General features: G+C 68.8%; 12 protein-coding genes. 6 read left to right on the forward strand and 6 right to left on the reverse strand.

The window, feature by feature from the left end; translation table 11 throughout:
* Nucleotides 1-26: 26 nt before the first annotated feature.
* Complete coding sequence (locus OHB56_RS08860; RefSeq protein WP_406352536.1) at nucleotides 27-1,199, reverse strand: epoxide hydrolase; 1,173 nt, start codon at nucleotides 1,197-1,199, stop codon at nucleotides 27-29.
* Between the two features lie 103 nt (nucleotides 1,200-1,302).
* Here OHB56_RS08860 and OHB56_RS08865 point away from each other — a divergent pair, with 103 nt between their 5' ends.
* Together OHB56_RS08865 and OHB56_RS08870 are read left to right on the forward strand one after the other, a co-directional pair.
* Nucleotides 1,303-1,878: a CGNR zinc finger domain-containing protein gene (locus OHB56_RS08865; protein ID WP_406352538.1), complete on the forward strand. Its 576-nt coding sequence runs from the start codon at nucleotides 1,303-1,305 to the stop codon at nucleotides 1,876-1,878.
* A 255-nt stretch (nucleotides 1,879-2,133) separates the two neighbouring features.
* Nucleotides 2,134-2,667 carry a GNAT family N-acetyltransferase gene (locus OHB56_RS08870; RefSeq protein ID WP_406352540.1) on the forward strand — a complete coding sequence of 178 codons (534 nt, stop codon included), beginning with the start codon at nucleotides 2,134-2,136 and terminating at the stop codon, nucleotides 2,665-2,667.
* On the opposite strand, the gene OHB56_RS08875 is transcribed toward OHB56_RS08870, so the two are convergent.
* Entirely contained in the window at nucleotides 2,632-3,765 is a 1,134-nt protein-coding gene (locus OHB56_RS08875) for an IS630 family transposase (RefSeq protein ID WP_406352542.1), read from the reverse strand. The two genes, OHB56_RS08870 and OHB56_RS08875, sit on opposite strands and share 36 nt — an antisense overlap.
* 663 nt (nucleotides 3,766-4,428) lie before the next feature.
* Between OHB56_RS08875 and OHB56_RS08880 the strand changes: the two genes are divergently transcribed.
* Nucleotides 4,429-5,169 carry a VOC family protein gene (locus OHB56_RS08880; RefSeq protein ID WP_406352543.1) on the forward strand — a complete coding sequence of 247 codons (741 nt, stop codon included), beginning with the start codon at nucleotides 4,429-4,431 and terminating at the stop codon, nucleotides 5,167-5,169.
* Nucleotides 5,170-5,583: 414 nt separating this feature from the next.
* Here OHB56_RS08880 and OHB56_RS08885 read toward each other — a convergent pair whose 3' ends face one another.
* On the reverse strand, nucleotides 5,584-6,783 hold the full coding sequence (locus OHB56_RS08885) for an RNA-guided endonuclease InsQ/TnpB family protein (RefSeq protein ID WP_406352545.1): 1,200 nt from the start codon (nucleotides 6,781-6,783) through the stop codon (nucleotides 5,584-5,586).
* A 147-nt stretch (nucleotides 6,784-6,930) separates the two neighbouring features.
* Between OHB56_RS08885 and OHB56_RS08890 the strand changes: the two genes are divergently transcribed.
* The 3 genes from OHB56_RS08890 (at nucleotide 6,931) to OHB56_RS08900 (ending at nucleotide 11,005) form a co-directional block, all read left to right on the forward strand.
* A complete protein-coding gene (locus tag OHB56_RS08890) occupies nucleotides 6,931-7,602 on the forward strand; it encodes a HEAT repeat domain-containing protein (RefSeq protein ID WP_406352547.1) in 672 nt (223 codons plus the stop codon).
* Between the two features lie 3 nt (nucleotides 7,603-7,605).
* Complete coding sequence (locus OHB56_RS08895) at nucleotides 7,606-8,610, forward strand: MerR family transcriptional regulator (protein ID WP_406352549.1); 1,005 nt, start codon at nucleotides 7,606-7,608, stop codon at nucleotides 8,608-8,610.
* Nucleotides 8,611-8,992: 382 nt separating this feature from the next.
* On the forward strand, nucleotides 8,993-11,005 hold the full coding sequence (locus OHB56_RS08900) for a hypothetical protein (RefSeq protein ID WP_406352550.1): 2,013 nt from the start codon (nucleotides 8,993-8,995) through the stop codon (nucleotides 11,003-11,005).
* A gap of 300 nt (nucleotides 11,006-11,305) precedes the next feature.
* Here OHB56_RS08900 and OHB56_RS08905 read toward each other — a convergent pair whose 3' ends face one another.
* The 3 genes from OHB56_RS08905 to OHB56_RS08915 all read right to left on the reverse strand — a co-directional run bounded on the left by OHB56_RS08905 (nucleotide 11,306) and on the right by OHB56_RS08915 (nucleotide 13,950).
* Nucleotides 11,306-12,820: a hypothetical protein gene (locus OHB56_RS08905; RefSeq protein WP_406358976.1), complete on the reverse strand. Its 1,515-nt coding sequence runs from the start codon at nucleotides 12,818-12,820 to the stop codon at nucleotides 11,306-11,308.
* A 69-nt stretch (nucleotides 12,821-12,889) separates the two neighbouring features.
* Nucleotides 12,890-13,090 carry a DUF397 domain-containing protein gene (locus OHB56_RS08910; protein ID WP_079034576.1) on the reverse strand — a complete coding sequence of 67 codons (201 nt, stop codon included), beginning with the start codon at nucleotides 13,088-13,090 and terminating at the stop codon, nucleotides 12,890-12,892.
* Entirely contained in the window at nucleotides 13,087-13,950 is an 864-nt protein-coding gene (locus OHB56_RS08915; RefSeq protein WP_406352552.1) for a helix-turn-helix domain-containing protein, read from the reverse strand. The genes OHB56_RS08910 and OHB56_RS08915 overlap by 4 nt, the downstream gene beginning before the upstream one ends.
* Nucleotides 13,951-14,072: the final 122 nt, after the last annotated feature.

Consider the following 14,072-nt stretch of genomic DNA (forward strand, 5'->3'; position numbering starts at 1 on the left):
TCGAGTGCCGGGTCGCCGAGCCGCGTTCACCGATCAGCGAACAGCACTGCCGCGAGGCCCTCTTGCAGATCTTTGACGAAATACTCGGGAACCTCCAGCGACGGGAAATGTCCCCCGATTTCGGGCGACCTCCATCGGACGATTTGTCGGTACCGCTCCTGCGCCCAGGGGCGCGGACACTTCTCGATGTCGCGGGGATACATACTGATTGCTGACGGGACATCGACCCGAAGTTCCGGGTCCAGCGAGTTGTGGCTTTCGCAGTAAATGCGGGCCGCCGACGCGCCGGTCCGCGTCAGCCAATACAGGGTGACGTCGTCAAGAATCCTGTCTCTGGAAATCTTCTCGAACGGGCTGTCTTCGGTATCTGACCACTCAGCGAACTTGTCAAGGATCCAGGCAAGAAGCCCGACCGGTGAGTCGACGAGCGAGTAGCCGATGGTCTGCGGTCGGGTCGCCTGCTGCTTCGCGTACGCCGCGCGGTGGCGCCAGAAATCGCGGGTTTCCTCGGTCCACTTGCGCTCGACCGCTGTCAGCCCGTCCGTTGTCAACCCGGGCGGCGCCTCCGCGAACAATGTGTGGATGCCGAGAACGTGCGCCGGGAACCTGCCGCCGAGAACCGTGGTGATATTTCCTCCCCAGTCGCCGCCGTGGGCTGCGAACTTGCTGTAGCCGAGCCTTCCCATCAGTTCCACCCATGCGGCCGCTATCTTTTCGGTTCCCCACCCGGTGGTGGCCGGCTTGTCGCTGTAACCAAAGCCTGGCAGCGACGGGACCACGACGTGGAACGCCGGCGCGTCTGCATCCTTCGGATCTGCTAGCTCGTCCACTACATCGATGAACTCAGCAATGCTGCCTGGCCAGCCGTGCGTCAAGATCAGAGGAGTGGCATCCGCACGTGCGGATCGGCGGTGCAGGAAGTGGATTCCCAGATCATCAATGGTCGTGCGGAATTGGCCGATCCGGTTAAGGCGCTCTTCGAACGACCGCCAGTTGTACCCGGTGCGCCAGTAGTTCACGACATCGACGAGGTCGGCGAGAGGGACGCCCTGTTCCCATCGACGAGTGCCGGGCCCGGCACGATAGACCGTCTCGACCTCCGGTAGCCGCGCCGCGGCCAGTCGCGCGCGCAGTTCGTCGAGGTCAGCGTCAGTTGCGTGGGCTTCAAATGCTTGCACGTCGCTGGTCGGACGGGGCATGAGACCTCCTGGCCGTCGCGGAACCGGCTACGACCTACCAAGAACCGGCTAAGGCGGTTCTAGCAGCTCTCCAAGCCATGCCGCAACCGGCTAAGGTGGTTCCATGCGTGCTGCGTTCCCTGACTTCCGCCTCGGTAAGGTGCTGGCAACCAGCTTCACGGGGACTCTGTCGGAGCGTCATGGCGACGCTGTGGAGCGCATTCCCACGCGGCACCGACTCGTCGACTGGCTGGCAGTCAACGGCCTCGCCGTGGACTCCTGCACCACTGCCCAGCTCGACCTCGCCCGGGAACTGAGGGAGTCGATTCACGCCGTCGCGACAGCGGCCGCGATCCAGGACGCCCTCCCCGCATCTGCCGTCCAAGTCATCAATGACTGCAGCGCTCAGGGGCGGGCCGCGGCGATCCTGACGCTCGAAGGCAAGCGGCGATGGCGGCTCAACTCGGCTTCCTGCGTGGAAGATGCCCTCAGCGTGATCGCCGCCGACGCGATCAGCATCATCGCAGGCGAACGAGACGGAAAATTGGCCTTGTGCGCATCACCAACCTGCCAAGCCGCCTTCTTCGACACCAGCCGAAGCCGCACTCGCAAATGGTGTGACATGAACACGTGTGGGAATCGTCAGAAGAAAGCGCGCTTCAATGCCAGCCAGCGCAAAAACCCCAGATCAGCGGAGTGATCGTTACCTAGTGCCGCATCAGGCAACGTTCGCCCTGTTGTGGTGTGACGCGCCGCCCGGATGCTTGGCCGGGCGGCATGGGGCGGCCACCTTCGTCGTGCAGCGATACAAGTACAGGCCCGCGCACTTGCCTGTTAGATTTTCCTTGAGCAACTAACCTTCCCGGTTCGGAGTTCGTATCCGCCGGGGAGGCTTTTTCATGCCCGGAAACAGATTGTCTCGGGCTGAAGTCGACCACCCTCACCACGGAGTCTCGTGTCAGACATCTCCCTGCGCCTCGCAGACCTTGCCGACAAGCCCACAGCCGAACGCCTGTGGCTGATGTTCCGACATGACATGTCGGAGTTGGAGGGTGACCTGCCCAACCCCGACGGATCCTTCCGAGACGAATGGCTTCACATGGCCTTCTCCGAACCCGACCGGGCACCGTATCTCCTGACGAGCGGTGACCGGCCCATCGGGTTTGCGTTCATCCGCGGTCTGACTGGTCCGACGCGCGTGATGAACAGCTTCTTCGTGGTGCGCGGGGCACGACGGACGGGGACCGGGATGCACGCTGCTCAGGGCATCGTGGCCCGGCATCCGGGGCCGTGGGAGATCGCGTTCCAGGATGCCAACCCGGGCGCGGTGAAGTTCTGGCGTCGCGTCGCCACAGAGATCGCCGGCGACGCCTGGACCGAGGAGCGCAGACCGGTGCCGAACCGGCCGGACCTGGCACCTGACGTCTGGATCTCGTTCAGTACCACGGCCGGATCAAGCAACGTTGGCCCTGTCGACGACTGCGCGTAGGCGCCGGTCGTCGGCGTGGCGGTTTCGCCAGATGATGTAGCGGCGGATCATGCTGCCCTGTTCCTTGTGGTCGGCGTGGTCGGTTCCATCGAGGGTGAAGTAGCGCAGGGCCGTGAACTGGGCCTCGATCCGGTTCAGCCAGGAGGAGTTCGTCGGCGTGTAGGCAATCTCGACGTTGTTCGCCGCCGCCCAGGTCCCGACCCTCTGGCATCTCTTCGTGGTCAGGTGCGGGGAGAAGTTGTCACAGACGATCGCGATGCGGACCTCGGGCGGGTAGAGGCTGCGCAGGTAGCGGCAGAACTCCAGGAACTGGGTGCGCTTCTTGACCGGCTTGATGTGGCCGTAGAGCCGGTCCCGGGTCAGGTCCAGGGCGGCGAACAGGTGCCGCACTCCGCCGTAACGGTTGTAGGTCGCCCGGCGCCGGCGACGGGGCTCCCGCTCGAGGTCCTTGTGCTTGCCGCCGCGTTCGGCCCACTGCCGACCGGGGTGGGGCATCGGGTTGAGAGGGCCGAACTCGTCCATGCAGAAGATGATTTCGGGCTCGCCGGCTTCGGGTATGACTTCGCCGTCGGCGATCGCGTAGAGGTGTTCCACGCGGGCCTTCTTGGCCGCGTAGTCGGGGTCGCGGGAGGTCTTCCAGGTCTTCAGGCGTTGAAAGGAGACGCCTTCCTCGCGGAGCAGGATGCGCAGGCCCTCGTGGCTGATGTCGTCGACCACCCCCTCGGCGACCAGGAAGTCCGCCAGTTTGGTCAGGCTCCAAGTGGAAAAAGGCAGGTCGTGCTCGGTCGGCTTGGACTTCGCGATCTTCTTGATCTCGCGGCGCTCGGGCAGCGTGAAGACCTTGGGCCGGCCGCCCTTGTACTTCGGGTAGAGCGAGTCGAAGCCGTCGGCGTTGAAGTTGTGGATCACGTCCCGGGCCCGGTCCGCGCTGGTGAACGTCACTTCGGCAATCTTGGCCACGGCCATGCCCTGTGCGGACAGCAGCACCATCTGGGCACGCCGCCAGGTCACCACCGATCCGGTTCCCCGGCGGATGATCCGAAGCAGCCGTCGGCCTTCGTCATCGTCGATCTCGCGTACACGTACTCGTTTTGCCACCTGGACAGGGTGACGGCCACGCGGCGCCCGGCACAGCACCCGGACGGCGCGTCAAATCACAACAGGGCAAACGTTGCCTGCTACGGCACTAGGTACAGCCAAGTGGGTTCCACGCCCGCGACACATCTGTCACGTTGGGTGCACCCGAACGGCACCACCAAGAGCCATCCGCCGCCTTCGATCAACGTCCTCAATCAGTACGTCTACGTTTACTGATCGGCGATGAGCCGGCAAACCGCTCACATCGCGGTGAACGCGTCCCGCTCGACGTTCATCGAGGCCCCCGGAGCCAGGCCGCCGGCAGCAAACACGCTGGCCTCAGCCCTTCCAGCCACTCCTGCTGACGTCGGACCGCCTCACCACGACATTCACGCACAGTGAGCGTCCACCACCATGATTCGCCAACCAGCCCTCTCAAGATCCGCCAACAAGAATTCTCCCGGCGCTCCTGACCTGCACAGCTCGGACCATGATCTGCCAACTGAAATCCTCGGTCACACCGGGGCTGTGCGGCTCGGCCCCGCATCCGGCGAGTGAGCAGTTCACCCGGCGGGGCCGAGTGCTCCAGTTCGGTGAGCTGAGCGTTGCGGCTGACGAGCGAGGTGATCTCTGTTGGGCCATGGTGCGGATGCAGTTGCGGGGCGGTTGCATAGGATCGCCGGCATGGCACTGCGACCTGTTCAGGTGAACATGAAGGCTCTCGATGCCTCGGCGGTCGGCCGGTTCTGGGCGGAGGCGCTCGGCTGGAGTGCCTACAGCCCCGGCGTGACCACCTACGTCGGACCCACCGGCGGCCTCGTCTGGCCGGACCCGGTCGCCGTCGGCGTCGACGTCGTTCCCGTCCCGGAACCCGGGACGACGGCGAAGAACCGGGTGCACCTCGATCTCGCCACCATCTCTGCGGCCCATCAGGCGGAGCTGGTCGCACGTCTGAAGGCTCTCGGTGCGACGCCCGCCCACGTGGGCCAGGGCGACGTGCCGTGGACGGTCCTCGCCGACCCGGAGGGCAACGAGTTCTGTGTGCTGGAACCTCGGGAGACCTACCGGGACACCGGGCCGATCGCCGCGGTGGTGGTCGACTGCGCGGATCCCCGGGCCATGGCCCGGTTCTGGGACGAGGCGTTGGACTGGACCCTGCGGGAGGTGACCGACGATTATGCGGTGTTGCGCTCCGCCGAGGGTGTCGGCCCGTATCTCGAGTTCCTCCGCACGCCCGACGTGAAGACCGTGCCGGACCACGTCCATCTCGACCTGCTGCCGTACCCCGGTGACGACAAGGCGGCCGAGGTGGCCCGGCTGCGGGCCCTCGGCGCCACCGACCTCGACCTCGGCCAGGGCGACGTCCCGTGGACGTGCCTGGCGGACCCGGAGGGCCACGAGTTCTGCGTCCTCGCCCCGTCTTGACGCGGAACCTCAGCACACCCCGGCACATGAGCCCGATGTACTCCTGCGCCATGCCCTGAGCGGGTCGGGCTGCGGCGTCCCGGTCGATCCGGGCGACGAGTGCTCGCGCGCAGGGTGCGGGATCAACCCGCTCACCGGCCGCAGCGCTCAACTCGCCGGCCGAAGTGCTCGGTCACAGCCGGTGAGATCCGGCGTTCCGGCCGGACCTTTGCCCCTGCGGCCGGCCCTGCCCGGCATCATGATCGTCCTGTTCCCCGCCGCGTCCCGGGCGTGCTCTTCGAGCATGGTGCGTCGTGAACACGCTGGTGACCGCGCAGCGGGCCCTGTTTGACCTTGACACGGTGACAAGGCCTTCACTGCTTGCCGAGGAGGTGGTCTCGTTGACTTCCTCCCCCTCCTGAAGGAGGGGGATTCCTACGGCTCGCGCCGTGGGGTTTCCTGCTTCACTGCCGACTGCCCGCCCGGAGTTCTCCGTTGAGGTCTTACACCGGCTCCACAGGCCGACACCGTCAGTCCGACGGCCAGAAGGTTCTGCGCCGCGTTCACGTCCCGGTCATGGGTCGCGCCGCAGTCACAGGTCCAGGTGCGGACCTGCAGCGGCAGCCTGTCCTGCAGGGCGCCGCAGTGGGAACACAGCCTGGAGGAGGGAAAGAAGCGGTCCACGGCCACGACGTCCCGCCCGTACCAGGCGGCCTTGTACTCCAGCATGCTCCGGAACTGCGACCACGCGGCATCACTGATGGCGCGGGCCAGGTTCCGGTTTTTGACCATGTTGCGCACGGCCAGGTCCTCGATCACGAGCGTTTGGTTCTCACGCACGAGTCGAGTGGTCAGCTTGTGCAGCACGTCACGCCTGCGGTCAGCGATGCGGGCATGGATGCGGGCGACCTTGCGCCGGGCCTTCTCACGGTTCGCCGAGCCCTTCGCCTTCCGCGACAGCTCCCGCTGGGCCCTGGCCAGACGGGCGCGGTCGCGGCGCTCATGCCGGGGATTGGTGATCTTCTCCCCGGTCGAGAGGGTCAGCAGGTGGTCCAGGCCCACGTCGACACCGACCGCCGTATCGGTGGCGGGAAGCGGCCGGACGGTGGAGTCCTCGCACAACAGGGACACGAACCAGCGCCCGGCCGCGTCCTGCGAGACGGTCACCGTGGACGGCTGCGCTCCCTCCGGCAGCGGCCGGGACCACACGATGTCCAGCGGTTCCGTCATCTTCGCCAGCGTCAGCCGCCCGTTTCGGTAGCGGAACCCGCTGGTGGTGTACTCGGCGGACTTCCGGGACTTCTTCTTCGACTTGAAGCGCGGATACTTCGCCCGCTTGCCGAAGAAGCCGGTGAACGCCACCTGCAGGTGGCGCAGGCACTGCTGGAGCGGGACCGAGGAGACCTCGTTCAGGTAGGCGAGTTCCTCGGTCTTCTTCCAGGCCGTCAGCAACGCCGACGTCTGGTTGTAGTTGACCCGCTCCTGCCGCGCCCACGCCTCGGTGCGGGCCGCCAGCGCCAGGTTGTAGACCTTCCGCACGCATCCGAACGTGCGCGACAGTTCGGCCGCCTGCGCATCGGTCGGATGGAAGCGGTACTTGAACGCCCGCTTCACGCACGCCGTGGTCACGCTCACAAACTAGCGGGACTGTCTGTGAGTATCAAATCCGCCGGTCAGAGCGCGGCTTTCCGCCTTGACGGCGGAACCCCGCCCAATGCCCTGCTCCGCAGGGGTTTCGTTTCCTCCCCCTCCTGAAGGCGGGAGTTTCACGAAAGGACTCAGATGACGGCCACGGGACAGGACGTGGATGCGGCACGAGTGATCCGGGGGCTGGAGGACGACCGTTCGTCCGTGCGGCTGCGGGCCGCCATGGCGGTCGGGACGACGCCCGACCCTCGCTTCGTCGACAAGCTCGTCGAGCGATGCGCGATCGAGCCCGAGTTCTTCGTCCGCGACATGCTGACCTGGGCGCTCACCCGCCACCCGGCGTCCATGACGCTTCCCGGGCTGCTCCGCGAAGTCCGCTCGGAGTGTGCGCAGGCACGGAGCCAGGCGCTGCACACGTTGTCCAAGATCGGGGACCGGCAGGCGTGGCCGGCGATCACCCGGGCGCTGCTGACCGACGCCGACGACGAGGTGGCGCGAAGCGCCTGGCGGGCCGCGGTCGTGCTCGTGCCGGAAAGCGAGGAGTCCGCGTTGGCCACGGCGTTGGCGACGCAGCTCGGGCGCGGTGAGCGGGAGACGCAGCTGAGTCTCAGCCGGGCGCTGGTCGCACTGGGGGAAGCGACCGCGCCGGCTCTGCACGCCGCGACGACGGCCCCCGACCCGCGCGTGTGCGCGCACGCGCTCACCACACAGCGGCTGCTGCGCGACCCGGACGCCGGATTCGAGTTCGCGATCGAGGAGGCCAAGCGCATCGTGGCCCTCGGCGGGTCCGGCGAGGAGGGACGATAGGGAGTGTTGATCGGTGAGGTGGCGCGACGGTCCGGGGTCAGTGCCCGCATGCTCAGGCACTACGAGTCGCTCGGTCTGGTGCGGCCTTCGGGTCGTACGGGCTCCGGCTACCGGGAGTACTCCGGGGAGGACATCCGGCGGATCTTCCACATCGAGAGCCTGCGGTCGCTGGGGCTGTCGCTACGTGAGATCGGGCGCGCGCTCGAAGATCCCGGCTTCACGCCCTCTGCGCTCGTCGGCGACCTCATCCGTCAAACGCGCGAACGCATCACGGCGGAGACCGAGATCCTCACGCGGCTGCGCCGGATCGATGCCGCGGATCCCGCCGGCTGGGAGGACGTCCTCCAGGTCGTTGCGCTCCTCCAGGCACTGGGCTCGAAGAGCGCCGACGCGCGCCAGCGCGCGGCCCTTTCCTCGGTCGACGAGGTCCCGGTGCCGGTGGAGGCCCTGGTCGAGGCGGTACTGAGCGAGACGGAGCCGAACGTCGCCGGAGCCCTTCGATGGGCACTGGCGCGATCGGGTGAGGGCGGCCCGGCGCTGCTGGCGGAGGGCCTCGGCTCACCGGTGGCCGCGGTACGGGAACGCGCCGTCCGGTCCCTCGCCGAGATGCCCGGTGATGAGGCTGTCGCGCAGCTGCGGGACGCTCTCGTGAACCCCGACGCCGTGGTCCGCGGGTACGCGGCTCTGGCGCTCGGGACCCGTGGGGTGGCCGACGCGGTCCCGACGCTCATCGACATGGTCGTGGAAGGAAGGAACGACACCGACGCAGCCGATGCGCTGAGCGTGCTGGCGAGCGGTGACGCGGCGGCGGATCGGATCGCGACCGGGCTCATCGACCGCCTCGCCCACGACACCACTCGAGCGCCTGCACGCGGGCGGCTGACCCAGGCGCTGGCGGGCATCCCGGGGACGAGGGTGTCACGTGCCCTCGTGGAGCTGTCGCATGACGGGGACCGTGCCGTGGCGCTGACCGCGGCGTACCTTCTTCAACTGCGCGGCGCACGGTGACGGATCTCCCCCGGGGTGCGCGTACGCGGCCCGCGCGGGGCGGAGGGGTCCCAAAACCCATCACCGTCCGCCGAAGGGGGCCGGCGGACCTCCTGGCCCGGTTTCCGCAGCGCTGCCCCGACATCGCAACGGACGACGAGGCCACGGTCGTCCGCTTCCGGGTGTCGCTCCAACGCCCATGGCCACGGGACGTCGTCATCCCGGCACGCCTCAACTGAGGTTCAAAGAACGTCCACCACCCGGCCCTGCCTCGAAATGCCCCGGTCAGCAGCGCCCACCCCGTCCGGCGGGCCGACCGCGACGCTCAGCCGGGCCGACTCGGGCGCTGAAGGGCCGACTGAGCCGCTCGGTCACAGCCGGGTCCGACGCTAGGGTCCCGCACATGTGGGAAAGGCTGGGAGCGGTCGACTGGGCGGGGCTGGAGCACAACTACGGGTCCGCCGAGGACGTGCCCGGCCTACTGCACCGGTGCGCGGGCCCGGATCCGACGAACGCCGAGGAAGCAGCGGGAGAGCTGCTCAACCTGCTCTTCCATCAGGGCGGCTGGATCTGCTCCGCCGCCTCGGCCGCGCTGCCCTTCCTGCTTCACCTGGCTGCCGACCCGCATGCGCCGAGCCGTCGCACGGTGCTGGAGCTGGTGGGCATGTTGGCGGCGGAGGGCGGACAGGTCACCGAAAGGTTCATGGATCCCGGCTGGGCACCGGCGTGGGAGCGGGTGCTGCCCGAAGTCCTTGCCCTGCTGGCCGACCCCGAGCCGGAGATCCGGCGCGCCGCGGCCGACGCGGCCGGTGCCTGTACCAGCCCCGGTGCGCTCCTGCTGCCCGAACTCCTGCGGTGCTGGCGGGCGGAGAGGGACCCGGTAACCCGGCTCGACCTGGTCCTCGCACTCGGCCAGGCACTCCGGCGGGAGCCGGCCGGTGACCGGTCCGACGAGGTCGTCTCCCTCCTCCGCTCACTGCTCGGCTCTCCGGAGTCTCAGCTTCGTCTGGCGGCGGTGCACACGCTCGCGGCAGGTGATCCGGGTCTCGCGGCGGGGCGGCTGGACCTCCTGCTGGACGCTGTTCGCGATCCGAGCGTGGAGTTGTGGCAGCACACCAGCTCGCTGGAGAGCGGGGCGCAGGGTGTCCAGGTCTGGACGGCGGCGCTGTTCGCAGGCGCCTCCACCGCCTCTGTCGCCTTCACGCAAGGCCTGCTGGCCGACCATCCCGACGAAGGGCAGCGGATCGGTGCTCTGGCTCAGGCGGGCGGGCTGCTGTCGCAGTGGCGCTCGCCGACCGATGCGCTGATGCCGGCCCTCGTGGCCCGGCTGGACGATCCGGTCACCGAGGTGCGCTACCGGGCGGCCGAACTGCTGGCCTGCCTCGGCCCCTCGGCCGCTGCCCATGCCGACGCGGTCGCCGGGCTCCTCGGCGACACCGCGGCCCGGACGACACGTGGGGCGGAGACGGTCGCCGAGGCGGCGCTGTGGGCGCTGGCCCGGATGAATGATCCGCGCTGCCTACCGGGCCTGGCCGACATCACGGCCGGCTCCCGATCCGGTTTCGCATCGACCTCCGCCTTCTTCGGCAGCGCCCGCGACGCCTTCCACATCCCCGTCCTCCCCACCCTCGACGAGGTACTCGTTCACCTGCCGGACCACGCCGATCTGCTGCTGCCGGCAATCTGCGACCGGCTCGGCACCGCCACGGACATCCACGTGCTCCAGCGTCTCTGCGACGTGCTGGCCGCCTGGGGACCTGTCGCGCAACCGGCAGTGCCGCACCTGCTCGACCTGCTGGGCGACGACAAGAACTGGACCGCGGCGGCGACGGCCCTTGCCGGGATCGGGCCGGCGGGCGGCGCGGGGCGTGAACTGCTGCTGGCCCGATCGACCGCCGCAGGCTCAGGTTCCGACGCGGAGCTTGCCGCCTGGGCGTACTGGCAGGTCGGAGGGGACCCGGAACCGGCCCTGAAGGTGCTGGGGACCGCCGCCGCCGAGAGCGGCTCCCCCCACCCGGCCCTGTCCAAGCTGGCCGCCCTCGGCCGCCACGCCGCCGGCGTGACGGCCCTGCTACGCACCATGACCGGGGCCGCCGACACCTGGACCAGGATCGAGGCCGCGCACGCCCTGTGGGCCGCGACCGGCGGCACGGGAAGCACCGTCCCGGTCCTTCTGGAGGCCGTGCAGGATCTGGCCGAGGACACCTACCTACCGGTCATGCTCCCCGCGGTGCGCCATCTGGCCCGGATCGGCGAGGCGGCCCGGCCCGCGGCTCATCTCCTGCGCGACCTGCCGAACCGTGACCGCCGCCTTCACTACTTCGGCGGCTGGCGCGCCTTCACCGAGGACGAGTCCGTACGCACCGCCGTCGACGAGCTGCTCATCACGGCCGGCGTCGGCTCCACCCATTGGTGATGTGATCAGGTGCGTGGCCGGCCGCGCCACCCGAAGCACTCAGCCGCACGGGGGAACCGGCCATGCGCCACGCCAGGGTGATGTGCATGCCGCCCTCGGCCAGGACCTCCAGGACCTCGGCGAACAGGTCGAAGGGCCGGCCGCACGGTGCCCGGTTCCGGGACAGGCGCTCGCGTGCGGTCGCGGCGTCCCGCCGGAGCAGGGTTGCGATGGGCCGCGAGGTGACTCAAGGCCGTGCGCTCCAGTGGGCGTGGAGACCCGAACCGACGAGGACGAGCAAGGAGCTTGCAGGCCGGACAGTTACAGGCGGAGGACGAGGTCCAACAACACGGCAAGCGGCAGCGACGGGTTGGCCGCCGCCGCTTCCGCCACCTGCCGGTCGGCGTCGGTGAGCAGGTCCACGACGACCGACGGTGAGAGGGCCGGGTGGCCGGCGGCTATGGGCCTCGCTCGGCTGTCCGCCAGGCAGGCGAGCAGCGCTCGGGCCGTCGCGTTCCGGTGTCGGGCAATCTCGCGGAATGCCTTCTGCGCCGGTGGTTCGTGCCGGGTCAGGTACTCCAGCAGTGCCGGACTCGCGTCCGGGTTGGCCGCCACCTTGGCCAGGACCCGGGCTCCGTGACGGTCGACCATGGTCCGCAACCGAGCTTCGGCAAGACCCGGGTGCGGAGCGACGGATTTGGTTACTTTCACGTCGGGGTCGTCGGCCAGCGCGTCGCGGATCTCCGGTGGCAGGTCGCGTCGTTGAGCCACGAGCATGCGCACGGCCGGGTTCGGTGACTGCGCCAGCTGCCGAACCTCACCGGGCGACGCGACAGCGATCCGTGGCAGCAGAGTGGCACCGATCTTGGTGTCGTCGGCCAGGTGGACGAGTACGTCGAGCGGTACCTTCGGGTTGCCCGCGAGCCTGCGCCGCACGTCGTGGCCACGGTCGTCGGCCAGGGTGCGCATCAGCACGGCGTCGATCGCGGGGTTCCCGGCGAGGTCGGCCCGGACACCGGGGACAGGATCTGCGGCCAGCCGTCGGTACACCTCCGTGGGCAGACCGGGGCGCGCGGCAAGCGTCCAGCGCAGCAGCACCGAAGGATGGTCCACGAAGCCGACCACCGCTTCGGTGGGTGTCCCCGGATTCCGCAGCGCGGCCTCCTGGATCTCATGCATCGCGGACTCGTGGGACCCGTCGCAGGAAGCGCCCGGAGGCAGCTCGCAGTCGGGCCGCGGGCACTGCGGCTCGTGCATGAACGGCGGCGCTTCACGGGCACAGACCAGGCATCGACGCGCCGGAGGCAGCCCCTCGCTGATGAGCGCTGCCAGTACGTCCGGGGGCGTCGCCTCGTTGGCAGCCACCGCACGGCGGACCTCGGTGTGCGGATGGCCGGCGAGCCTGGTGGCCATGTCGGGCGTGGTCCACAACGCCACCTCTGCGACCACGCGTACATCCGGGTCCGCGGCGAGCGTCTCCGTCACATTCGCCGGGAGGCCGGGGCAGGCGGCCAGTTTCTCCCGGTGCTCCAGGACCGGATCGGCTGCGAAGCGGCGCGCCCATTCCGGGGTACCGGCTCGCTCGTCGAGCAGGGCGAGGGCAACGTGCGGCTGTGTCACCGGATCGACGTCGGCGGCGGCCAACAGGCCCGCATACGCAAGCTGCACACCGCTCGCCGGAACCCGTGCGGCCAACGCGACCGCCTGTGCATGGCTCAGGTCCTCCCGAGCGACGAGACCCACGGCGATGTCATCGTCCGCGACCGCGATCAGTCGGTCGACCAGCTCGGCCGGCAGGGCCGGATTGGCGGCGAGCCCGCACAGCACATGATCCACGAAGGCCATCCTGCATCTGTCCCTGACACCGTGCCAGGGGCAGAGATCAACAGACCGCGGTAACAAGCCCTATCGGGCCGTGAAACCGACGAATGCCGACCAGGCCGCGCGGTGCACCGAGACACCAGGGCGGTGTATGTCCTTGGAATCGCGTACATGCATTCCGTGCGGGCAGGACGCCACCTCGACGCACTCGCCGCCTTCCTCACTGCTGTAGCTGCTCTTGACCCACAGAAGCCCGGACGCGTGCTCCCGTACCCTGGCTTTCATAGCTCCCCCAGCAGTTCCTCGATGTGGCTGAGCGACGCCCGGGGCGTGAGCGCCTGTGCCCGCAGAATGCCGTACTTGACCTCAAGACCCTTCACGAGCCGCCGCTCAGTGTGCACATGGCTGACGTTCTGAACCTCGACGTAAGCGATCCTGCGCCCTTCGGCCGTCTCGATCAAGATGAAGGGACCGGCCATTCCAACATTCTCCTCGCTGCCCAGCGGCATGACCTGGACCTCGACCGTCGGCCTCCGCCCGGCCAGCAGAATCTGTTCCAACTGGCCGCGCAACACGCTCCGGCCCCCGATCGGCCTTCGCAGCACGGACTCGTCGATGACGAAGCTCATCATCGGCTGAGGGCTCCGGCCATAGACCTCTTGACGCGCCAGGCGTGCCACGACTCGCCGGGCAATGGCATCCTCGTCGAGCGGCGGACGCATCATGCCGAACACCGCCTGCGCGTACTCCTCCGTCTGCAGCAGCCCCGGCACCGCCTGATTCGCGTACACGTGCAGTTCGACCGCTTCCGCCTCCAGTCGCGCCGCGTCCCGGAAGAACGCCGGATACTGCGCCCGCGCGACCTCCTCCTTCATCTCCTGGAGGACACCGCCCGCGTCCAGGAGTTCGTCCGCCCGGTCGATGAACTTCGGCGGCGGGATCCTGCGGCCCTGTTCGTACGCGGCGATCGTCGAGGGCGAGTAGCCCGTCGTCGAAGCGAAATCGGGCCGCTCCAGGCCCGCCCGGATCCGGAACCGCTTCAGCTGCCGCCCGAAGACACGCAGGATGCCGGAGTCCGCCCCCGCATCCTGTTCGCCTTCTTCCGCACCGGGCTCTTCGGCAGCCCGTCCCCTCAGTTCGCTCATGTGCATCACCGCCTCTCCCGTCAACGCGGCTCCGCGTCGAAGCGACACGCTCCGCCCCGCCCACACGCACCGACAGGCGCCGTACAGCGCCCAGGTGTGTGCACGCCGTTCGCCCCGCCGCA

The organism is Streptomyces sp. NBC_01635 (genome assembly GCF_045209715.1).
GTDB lineage: Bacteria > Actinomycetota > Actinomycetes > Streptomycetales > Streptomycetaceae > Streptomyces > Streptomyces hirsutus.

What these genes read in the sequence shown, in the direction of transcription:
- OHB56_RS08860 (WP_406352536.1), bottom strand. Translation starts at nt 1,199, where the DNA reads ATGCCCCGTCCGACCAGCGACGTGCAAGCATTTGAAGCCCACGCAACT.
- OHB56_RS08865 (WP_406352538.1), top strand. Translation starts at nt 1,303, where the DNA reads ATGCGTGCTGCGTTCCCTGACTTCCGCCTCGGTAAGGTGCTGGCAACC.
- OHB56_RS08880 (WP_406352543.1), top strand. Translation starts at nt 4,429, where the DNA reads ATGGCACTGCGACCTGTTCAGGTGAACATGAAGGCTCTCGATGCCTCG.
- OHB56_RS08890 (WP_406352547.1), top strand. Translation starts at nt 6,931, where the DNA reads ATGACGGCCACGGGACAGGACGTGGATGCGGCACGAGTGATCCGGGGG.
- OHB56_RS08900 (WP_406352550.1), top strand. Translation starts at nt 8,993, where the DNA reads ATGTGGGAAAGGCTGGGAGCGGTCGACTGGGCGGGGCTGGAGCACAAC.
- OHB56_RS08910 (WP_079034576.1), bottom strand. Translation starts at nt 13,090, where the DNA reads ATGAAAGCCAGGGTACGGGAGCACGCGTCCGGGCTTCTGTGGGTCAAG.
- OHB56_RS08915 (WP_406352552.1), bottom strand. Translation starts at nt 13,950, where the DNA reads ATGAGCGAACTGAGGGGACGGGCTGCCGAAGAGCCCGGTGCGGAAGAA.